Origin of the sequence: Paraclostridium sp. MRS3W1, from assembly GCF_032465715.1 — a bacterium.
Classification (GTDB): Bacteria; Bacillota; Clostridia; order Peptostreptococcales; family Peptostreptococcaceae; genus Paraclostridium; species Paraclostridium dentum.
Window position 1 is genome coordinate 1 of sequence record NZ_JAWDJM010000017.1, and the last position, 9306, is coordinate 9306.

Genomic DNA, 9306 nt, shown 5'->3' on the forward strand with positions numbered 1-9306 from the left:
TCCCTAGTCTTTCACAAAATTCATCCTCAAACTCAGGTAATTTCCCAAATCTAATTTTAGAATTAAAGTCTATATCTTTTTTAGAAATTTCATTTATTCTTTTAAGTCCTTTTATTGTAGTATCTTCACTTATATCCATTCCATCTTTTTCTTTATTGAATGAATAATTTATTATTGTCTCACAAGGTTTTTTAAAATCTATTATAAATCCTATGTCAGCTTCCATTTTTTCTGCAAATGTATCATATGCAATCTTTGCTAAAAACTTCTCCATAGATTTTCTTTTGCTATCTTTGTCTTTATTATTTCCACTGAAATTTTTATAAACAGATAGTAATTGATTATCTATAAGTGTTAAATTTGTCTTTATTGATGCAAATACATCACTTAAAAACTTATCCATCATAACATATGCATTATTCTTGTAAATAACATTATGTTCTATTTCACTCCAAAAAATATTAACCATAGATTTTATCTGGATTTCAAAATTTATTTTATTATCTCCATATAAAAACAATCCATCGATTCTATATATTTCAAATCCATTTTTTTGTTTTCTTGGTTGGTCTTTGTCTAATCTAATTCTTATATTTTCATTTTCTTCATTATAGTAATATATATGATCTTCACTTATATTGAAATATGATTTTAAAAGCTTATATATATTTCTTTCTTCCTCTATGAACCTACACTCTAATCTTACTCCAATTAAATCTGATAGATTATGTATTAACATTTTAGGTGTTTTATATTTATTTAAATATTTGTTTCTTATAATTTTCTCTCTTAAGCTGTATTCACTCTTTACTCTTGAATTGACATTTAAGTATTCTTGTTCGTTAATATTTAATATGCCTTCAAAATATTTTACTAGTTCTTCTGATAACATGTGAAGCGTTGGTGTTATATCATTTAACAATTCTACAGCTTCATCAATGTATTCAAATTCTCTCAAACTCATAATAAGTTCTCCTTGGCGTCTTTTTTATATAACTAAATTTTACACAAAAACTCAAGTTTAAGCAAATAACGAAATTGTAATTTTATTTAAGTTATTACTTTTTATACGCTCTAGTACCTTTTCTAAAGTAAAAAATAACGGAGAAAAATATAGTCAATAACTCAGCAATAGGTATTGCTAACCATATACCATTTAAGCCTATGAACTTAGGCAATATAGTAATTGTCGCTACTACAAACACTAAAGATCTAAGAATAGATATTATAGCAGATACCTGTCCATTCCCTATAGCTGTAAAATAACCTGACATAAAAATATTTGTTCCTATTATTAAAAATCCATATGAAAATAATTTTATACCTGATGTAGCAATAGTATAAACCTCTAAGTCATTAGTAAATATAGCTATTATATACTTACCTCCAATTATAGAAATTAAAAAGATAACTATAGAACTCCATCCAATTGTTACAAAACTATGTTTTAAACTTTCTTTTATTTTTTCTTTATTTTTAGCCCCAAAGTTATAACTAATCATAGGTCCTATGCCAACTGCAATTCCAAAATATACAGCTATAAAGAAGTAGTAGATATATATTATTATAGACATTGCCGCAACACCATTTTCTCCGCTAAAAGTTAATATACTTTTATTGAATAAAAATGTAGTTATACCTGTTGATAATTCTGTAAACATCTCTGAACTACCATTATAACAAGAATTAAATAGTTCTTTAAAATTAGCTTTTGGTTTTGTAAATTCTAAATTCGAATTATTTCCTTTGAAATAAATTATTCCTATTATCCCTGAAATAGTTATGGCAATATATGTTCCTAATCCAGCACCTAAAATTCCCATATCAAACACTACTATAAATAAAAAATCAAAAACTATGTTTAAAACTAATCCTAGTGAAGACATTAAAAGAGATACTTTAGGGCTACCATCTACCCTAGCATAGTATTCAAAGTATAACTTTAACATCATTGGAATAGTCATAAGTACAGTTACAATCCCATATGTTTTTGCGTATGGATATAATATATCAGTTGTTCCTAAGAATCTAAGTATAGGATCCAAAAATATTACTCCCAAAATAGTAAGTACTACTCCTATAGAAATTAAAACTACTGTTACAAATGAAAATAACTCATTAGCTCCTTGTATGTTTTTTTCCCCAAGCTTTATACCCACTAAAGCTCCAGATCCCGTAGCTAACATAACTGCAATACCAAATACTACACAAGTTATAGGTATTATAATATTTATTGATGCCAGTGCATCTGAGTTTACATATCTCGATACGAAAAATCCATCTATAGTAGTATAAAATGATAGAAATATCATTGTTATGATGGATGGAAATACATATCTTAAAAACTCCTTGTAATTTTGTTTTTTCGCAAATACTTCTTCCATTTTTTCACCTCTATATTTTTTAAATAATTGATATTACTTGACATTATTAATTGTGAAGGATATAGTAACTATATTGTCAATGGAATTTTAAAATAAAATTTGAGGTGATATATTTGAATTTTACTGTAGGCGAATTAGCAAAGTTAAATGGAATGAACAAACAAACGCTAATATATTATGATAATATAGATTTATTTAAACCTAAAGTTGTTGATGAAAGTAACGGATATAGATACTACACTTCTGATCAATTAGAAGTTTTAGATAGTATATTAGTTTTAAGAGAACTCGGAATTCCTATAAAAGAAATTAAAGATTTTTTAATTAAAAGAGATGACAACAAAGCATTAATTCTTCTAAAAGAACAAAAAATCAAGTTGCAATCTCAACTTAAAAATTTGAAAAAAAGTATAGCAAGGCTTGAGAATAAAATAGAAACAATAGAAAGCTTAAATGAATATGATGATAAAGTTTACTTTCAAGAATTACAATCTGAATTTATCATTACACAAAAAGTAGAAGGACCTTTTCAACTTTTACAAACTGATATCGCATTTAAAAAATTGTTAACTATTGTTAATAAAAATAAATATCCATACAACTACCAAGTAGGTACAATAATATCGTTAGAAAATTTACTTAGCAAAAACTATACTACTGCTCATTCCGTATTTTTCCCACTACATAATAAATTAAGTGCTCCAAATGTTTTAAAAAAAGCTGAAGGGCTTTATGCTATAACTCTTCACAAAGGAGAATATAAAGACGTAGGAAAAACTTACGAAATACTAATAGATACTATAAATAAAAATGGTTATGAAATGACAGGACCTTCTTTTGAATATGGTATTTTAGATAGTTTAACATCTTATAGTTCAAAAGATTATATAACAAAAATATCTATACCAATAAAAAAGCTTTAGCAATTTTTAAAAATCGCTAAAGCTTTTTTATTTCCATTTTTCCAAAACCTCTAACATAAATTCCTTTATGTCTATATTGTAAACTTCTTTTAAATAATCTCCATTAAAAACTTCTCTTGAACTTCCATAACAAACTATCTCTCCATGATTTAATAAACAAACTGCATCACTAAAATAGTGAACTAAGTTTAAATCATGTAAAACTCCAATAACAATTTTATTGTTATCTTTTGCCCATTTGGATAAATGTTCTAATAACTCAATTTGGTATTTTAGGTCTAGATGATTAGTAGGTTCATCTAATAATATAACGTCTGGATCTTGAGCAATTGTTCTTGCTAAAAATACTCTTTGTAACTGTCCACCACTTAATTCATTTATGGTTTTATCTTTTATATCACTTAATCCTACCTTTTCAATACAATCTAATACTATTTTTTTATCTTCTTTGCTTAAAGAATTAAATACTCCCGTTGAATGTGCATATCTACCAAGTGCTACAGTTTCATATATGGTGTATGGAAAATATATTTGAGTTATCTGACTCATAAGTCCTACTTTTTTTGCTAGATTTTTCCTTGAAAAATTACAAACTTCCATACCATCGATAGTTATACTTCCTTTATATTTTATTATATTAGCTATAGATTTCAAAAGCGTACTTTTTCCACATCCATTGGGTCCTACTATGCAAAGATTTTTTCCTCTTTCAACTTTAAAATTAACATTTTTTATAACATCAACGTCTTCATAACCACAATAAAGATTTTTTACTTCTAACATGTCATCACTTCTTTCCTTTGCTAAAATACACATATGCAAAGAATGGTGCACCTATAATTGCTGTAATAGCTCCTACTGGAAGCTCTGCTGGGGATACAATTGTTCTGGCAATTAAATCTGTTATAACCATAAGTGATCCTCCAAATACAAAAGACATAGGTATTACATATTTATGTTTTGATCCAAATACCCTTCTTACCATATGTGGCGCTATTAAATCTACAAACCCGATTGTTCCACTTAATGCTACTGCACTTCCCGTTAAAATGGCTGAGTGTATAAATAAATGTTTTTTAACCCTATTTGTATCTACACCTACTGCCTTTGCCTGTTCTTCTCCAAATGTTAATATATCCATTTCTTTTGTGTATCTTAAAATTCCAATAACACCTATAATTAAAAATGGAATTAAAACTCTCACATATGACCATCCCTTCATAGAGAAGCTCCCCATTTGCCAAAGACTTATACTTTTTATATCTTCACTAAAAAGTGCTGTAAGTGTTGTTAGCAATGCATTTACAAAAAGCGAAAAAACCATACCCGCTAGTATAATTGTATTATTAGCCATAGTTTTATCTATTTTAGAAGAAAAAACTATAACTCCATATACTGTTATCAATCCACATAAAAAACCTATTAATGGCAATGTCAATTGCCCGAGAAATGGTATAGATATTCCAAGAACTATAACTAATCCAGCTCCTAAAGATGCTCCTGACGATACCCCTAAAGTATAAGGAGATGCCAATTCATTTTTAAGTATTGACTGAACTACCGATCCACTAACTGCCAAACATCCTCCAACCATAAAGGCTAATAATACTCTTGGTAGTCTAAGTGACCATATAATAGATATATCTTTTGCCTCTATCCCTTCTCTTAATGGTAAATTTATAACCTTATTTAAAATTATACTCATAGTATCTAATATATGAATATTGGAACTCCCTATGGAAGTTCCAATACTGATTATAAAAAATACTAGAGGTATAGATAAAATCGCTAAAGTTTTATTTTTGTTTTGCGTACGCATCTGGATTTATGTACTCTGCCATTTGTTTTAACGCTTTTACTACATTTTGAGATGGTCTTGATGATGCATTTGTATCAATTAAGTATACTTGTCCATTTTTAACTGCATTTACATTTTTCCAGCCTTCACGCCCTTTTATATCTTTTACTGCATCTTGAACGTAATTTACATTAGTTAATATTACATCTGGATTTTTTTCTATAACTGATTCCTCACTAGGTGATATCCAAGCTTTTTGGTCAACGAAGATATTTTCTCCACCTACTAACTCAATCATTTCATTTAAAAATGTTCCATTCCCAAAGCTATATAGATTTGGAGCTGGGCCAATTTCAAAATAAACTTTCTTTTTGTCTTTTATTGTTTTTCCTATTTTAGCTATTTCATTAACTTGAGATTTCATATTATCAACAATTTTTTGTCCTTTTTCTTTTGTCCCAGTTATATCAGCTATAAACATTATGTCATCGTATATACCTTGTATGCTATCACTACTTGGTATATATGCAACACTTATACCAGCCTCTTTAGCTACTTTAAATGGATCTTCACTATTTCCCGTTTTATTATGTCCTGATGCTATAATCATATCTGGCTCTAAAGATACTATAGCCTCAGCATCCGGATTTGCAAAATCTATTAATTTTATATCTTTAGGTAATCCAGGTATATCAGCTGAATATTTATCAACAGCTACTAATTTATCTGCAAGTCCTAATTCAACTAGTACTTCTGTATTAGATGGAGCTGTAGATATTATTCTTTCTGATTTTTTAGGAACTGTAAAATCATTTCCCTCTCTATCTTTTACTACTATTTCTTTTTTGCCGCATCCTACGGCCGCCAGCATAACTACTAAAAAAGCAGTTATTAATGTTAAAATTCTTTTTTTCATTTTCATTCTCCTTACTTATAATTTCTACTTATAAATTCAGTTTCTTGTATTCCTTCATCTTTATTAAGCTTTATAGCTAGTACAAAAAAATACCCAGATAACAGATTTGCAAAATCAAATAATAACTCATCTACATCATTTCCATTTTCTTTATGTCTATGTAATAACCTTACTAATCCTTTGCACTTTGTTCTTATAATATGTGCATAGCTTCCACAAACCCCTCCTTGAGGTAAAACAAATTTATTAAAAATACCTTTTATCTCATCTTGGTAAGATAGTGTTCTAGATTCTAACCATTTTAACTCATCATTTGTTAAGCTTACAAATGTTCTAAGTGATGCATTCATGTGATATACAAGTTCATTTATCTCACTTAATTCTTTTTTTAAATTTTCATCAACTATAAAAGCTCTTAGTAATCCTATTGTACTTGATATTTCATCTGTAAATATTTCATAGTCACATCTTAAATCATCTGGTTTATCATATAAAAATGGATATGCTAAATATTTTGACATTTTTTCATTCCTTTCGTGTTGATTTTACATAACAATGATATAATTCTATTTTTTTTATCTAATTCCTTTTATTGAAAATTATTTGAAAAATAAATAATTTTCAATAAATTAATTATAAAAACTTAAGTAAAACCTATTTTTATACAAGTTTATATCAATAGTTTTTCAATTTAAAAAGGCATACTCAGAGAGTATGCCTTAATCTATTCGTGTATAATCGCCTTTATCCAACCCTCAGAAGATAATTAGCCTTTAAGCATTGGCAGGTATCCCGGCTTAGCTTCATTCTACTCTCAATCCTTCCCAATTTCTCAGTGGATACTTAGATTTCGTCAGCTTTACGGTTACTGGGGTAGCTTAGAATTTACATCTAATTCCCTATTAAGTCTATTGACACCTAATACTTACTATTTAATTTTCATATTGTTATATAGTCCATTATACAACAATATGAAATAATGTTCATTATATATTTCTAATTTGGTAAAATAAAATTACTATCTGTTTCTTCTACTTCTTATAAAATCTATTATAATGTATAAAACAATTAATGCAGTTATGATCATCACTATATCCATTATCATAGGGCTAATTCCCATTCTATACCCCATATATCTAAATGGATTATATCCTCCAAATCCAAAAAATCCTCTACCATATGCTGGTGGTATGTATGTTCTTCTACTAGATCTACCACCATAGTCATCATAATCATCATTTTTTTTATTTTTAGAATTTGAAGTATCGTTTTGATTAGATTTAGAGTTTGTATTTGGTTTAGTACTAAAACTTCCTGAATCAGGCTTTGTTGTGCTTGATTTTGGTTTTGTAGTATTATTATTTGAATTATTGCCAGTAGTTCCTTCATTTATTGTTGCTTCAGGTTTTGGCTTAGTGCTAAAACTCCCCGAATCAGGTTTTGTTGAACTTGGTTTTTGCTTTGTATAGCTACTACTTGATTTACTAGATCCAGAGCTTGGTTTGCTAGAGCTCGAACTCGATTTAAAACTACTTGAACTCGGCTTAAAACTACTTGAGCTTGATTTAAAACTACTACTTGATCTACTTGAACTATGTGAACTATGCGAAGAACTACCTCTAGATACTTGATATTCAACCTTTGAAGTTGCATTTTTATTTGAAGTTGCATATGAATTTTCTATTGCAAAAGTAAATGCACAAGTTATAGAAAATATAAATATAGTTAGAAAAAGAGTTATATTTCTTTTTAATTTATTCATTATACATTTAACCCCATTTCTATGAACTTATTGTATAATCTATCCAAATTAGATGTGTCATCCCCATTTATTACTGAATCATAACTCTCTTCCCCTTTAAATTTAAAATACTCTAATAGTTGTTGATTGTCTTTATCTTTACTATCTACCAAATATACATATCTACTTAATGCTTCATCTTGTATTTCTATTAAGTATCCTTTAACATCAAACTTGAATTCTTCATCTCCATTATATAAAGTTACTATATCTGTAGATTTTGTAAATACAAATTTTTTCTTATCACAATCATACGTGTATTCTAATTCTCTACAGTTTATACATCTATTAAAATTACACTCATTTACGCAATTAATACACTTACACATTTTACATTTATCTAACTTATTTATAGACTCTCTTTTATCTCTAGTTAAATAAGACTGTATTTCATCTTCTATATTATTTTTCTTTTTAAATAGTTTAGAAAATATATTCTTATCTTCATTTTTTTCTTCTTTTTCTAAATCATTTAAAAAAGCTATATACCCTGACAAATCATCTAACTTTCTTATAAAAACCCTTTTTCTTAATTCTTCACTACTTAATATTTGCTTTAAATCATTTGCTGCAAAGACTAAGTCTGTGTACATTTTATCGTATTTTTTCTTTTCATTTAAAATTCTTTCGTCCATACTATACCTCCTAAAAAAAATTAACAAATTAAATATTAATATAACTATATTCTATAAGTTATCCACAAACATTAGTTAAATATAATTCCCTAAGCGTAAAAATAAGGTAGATAGCTTTTAACCATCTACCTTTAGTAGTATATCTATTTATTCATTTCTCTTTTTATTCTCTCTAGTTCATCTTCAACTTTAGAATCAACCACTGGTGAATCATTTATATACTCATCAAGCATATCATCTTCACTCTTTGTTTTCATAGTTTCTAAAGCTTTACCATAACTTTCTTTTTCTTGTACTTTCTTTTCAAGTTCATCTAAGTTTATACCATGATCATCACTTAATCCTGATAAAGTTTCATTGATCTCATTATTTATTTCTGCTACATCAAGTCTAGTAGCTAATTCTTGTTTTTTAGACTTCATTTTAGATATTTCAAGCTCTAATTCTTCTATTTTGAATTTAATTTCTTGTATTTTTTTATCTTGAGCTTCTATTCTAGCTACAGTTTGATTTAATTTATCTTGCATTTCTAATTTTTGTTTTACAAAACCTTGAGCTTTCTCATTATCTTCTTTTAATAATGCTGCTTTTGTAGCTTGCTCATATTTTTCTATTTTCTCTTCTAATGATTTTTTCTCATTTCTTATGTTATCTACTGATGCTATAAAGTTTGCACATTGCTTTTTTGCATCTTGAAGTAATTTTTCTTTTTTAGTTATTGATAAATCTAACATTTCTATTGGATCTTCATGCTTTTCTATAGCTTTATTTGCCTTAGCTTCCACAACATTTTTTAATCTTTTAAAAAATCCCATTTAGATAGTCATCTCCATTCATATTTTTTATATA

General features: G+C 27.4%; 10 protein-coding genes and 1 riboswitch. Of the genes, 1 reads left to right on the forward strand and 9 read right to left on the reverse strand.

Translation table 11 applies throughout. The features are described from left to right. Both RWY47_RS01250 and RWY47_RS01255 read right to left on the reverse strand, forming a co-directional pair. A partial coding sequence (locus tag RWY47_RS01250) for a GTP pyrophosphokinase (RefSeq protein WP_316030213.1) occupies positions 1–964 on the reverse strand: 964 nt, incomplete at its 3' end. Between the two features lie 94 nt (positions 965–1058). Next, a complete protein-coding gene (locus RWY47_RS01255) occupies positions 1059–2384 on the reverse strand; it encodes an MATE family efflux transporter (RefSeq protein ID WP_150843064.1) in 1326 nt (441 codons plus the stop codon). 113 nt (positions 2385–2497) lie between these two features. Here RWY47_RS01255 and RWY47_RS01260 point away from each other — a divergent pair, with 113 nt between their 5' ends. Further along, positions 2498–3307, forward strand: coding sequence for a MerR family transcriptional regulator (locus RWY47_RS01260; RefSeq protein WP_150843065.1), 810 nt, complete (start codon positions 2498–2500; stop codon positions 3305–3307). A gap of 27 nt (positions 3308–3334) precedes the next feature. Here RWY47_RS01260 and RWY47_RS01265 read toward each other — a convergent pair whose 3' ends face one another. From RWY47_RS01265 to RWY47_RS01295, 7 genes are all read right to left on the reverse strand, one after another. After that, positions 3335–4123 carry an ABC transporter ATP-binding protein gene (locus RWY47_RS01265; protein ID WP_332840810.1) on the reverse strand — a complete coding sequence of 263 codons (789 nt, stop codon included), beginning with the start codon at positions 4121–4123 and terminating at the stop codon, positions 3335–3337. After that, on the reverse strand, positions 4095–5126 hold the full coding sequence (locus RWY47_RS01270) for a FecCD family ABC transporter permease (protein WP_150843067.1): 1032 nt from the start codon (positions 5124–5126) through the stop codon (positions 4095–4097). The genes RWY47_RS01265 and RWY47_RS01270 overlap by 29 nt, the downstream gene beginning before the upstream one ends. Beyond that, the gene (locus RWY47_RS01275; protein ID WP_332841637.1) at positions 5104–6021 is read right to left on the reverse strand and encodes an ABC transporter substrate-binding protein; all 918 of its coding nucleotides are present in this window, start codon (positions 6019–6021) and stop codon (positions 5104–5106) included. The genes RWY47_RS01270 and RWY47_RS01275 overlap by 23 nt, the downstream gene beginning before the upstream one ends. A gap of 11 nt (positions 6022–6032) precedes the next feature. Beyond that, positions 6033–6542: an ATP:cob(I)alamin adenosyltransferase gene (locus RWY47_RS01280; protein ID WP_224170900.1), complete on the reverse strand. Its 510-nt coding sequence runs from the start codon at positions 6540–6542 to the stop codon at positions 6033–6035. Positions 6543–6786: 244 nt separating this feature from the next. Then, positions 6787–6959, reverse strand: a riboswitch (cobalamin riboswitch). An 80-nt stretch (positions 6960–7039) separates the two neighbouring features. Then, positions 7040–7783, reverse strand: coding sequence for a hypothetical protein (locus RWY47_RS01285; protein WP_167402899.1), 744 nt, complete (start codon positions 7781–7783; stop codon positions 7040–7042). Next, complete coding sequence (locus tag RWY47_RS01290) at positions 7783–8457, reverse strand: hypothetical protein (protein WP_224170899.1); 675 nt, start codon at positions 8455–8457, stop codon at positions 7783–7785. Before RWY47_RS01290 ends, RWY47_RS01285 begins: the two co-directional genes overlap by 1 nt. 143 nt (positions 8458–8600) lie before the next feature. Further along, on the reverse strand, positions 8601–9272 hold the full coding sequence (locus RWY47_RS01295; RefSeq protein ID WP_150843071.1) for a PspA/IM30 family protein: 672 nt from the start codon (positions 9270–9272) through the stop codon (positions 8601–8603). Positions 9273–9306: the final 34 nt, after the last annotated feature.

Excerpts from the sequence above, each read along its gene's own strand:
- RWY47_RS01275 (WP_332841637.1), bottom strand. The coding sequence starts at position 6,021 with ATGAAAAAAAGAATTTTAACATTAATAACTGCTTTTTTAGTAGTTATG.
- RWY47_RS01280 (WP_224170900.1), bottom strand. The coding sequence starts at position 6,542 with ATGTCAAAATATTTAGCATATCCATTTTTATATGATAAACCAGATGAT.
- RWY47_RS01295 (WP_150843071.1), bottom strand. The coding sequence starts at position 9,272 with ATGGGATTTTTTAAAAGATTAAAAAATGTTGTGGAAGCTAAGGCAAAT.
- RWY47_RS01255 (WP_150843064.1), bottom strand. The coding sequence starts at position 2,384 with ATGGAAGAAGTATTTGCGAAAAAACAAAATTACAAGGAGTTTTTAAGA.
- RWY47_RS01290 (WP_224170899.1), bottom strand. The coding sequence starts at position 8,457 with ATGGACGAAAGAATTTTAAATGAAAAGAAAAAATACGATAAAATGTAC.
- RWY47_RS01270 (WP_150843067.1), bottom strand. The coding sequence starts at position 5,126 with ATGCGTACGCAAAACAAAAATAAAACTTTAGCGATTTTATCTATACCT.
- RWY47_RS01285 (WP_167402899.1), bottom strand. The coding sequence starts at position 7,783 with ATGAATAAATTAAAAAGAAATATAACTCTTTTTCTAACTATATTTATA.
- RWY47_RS01265 (WP_332840810.1), bottom strand. The coding sequence starts at position 4,123 with ATGTGTATTTTAGCAAAGGAAAGAAGTGATGACATGTTAGAAGTAAAA.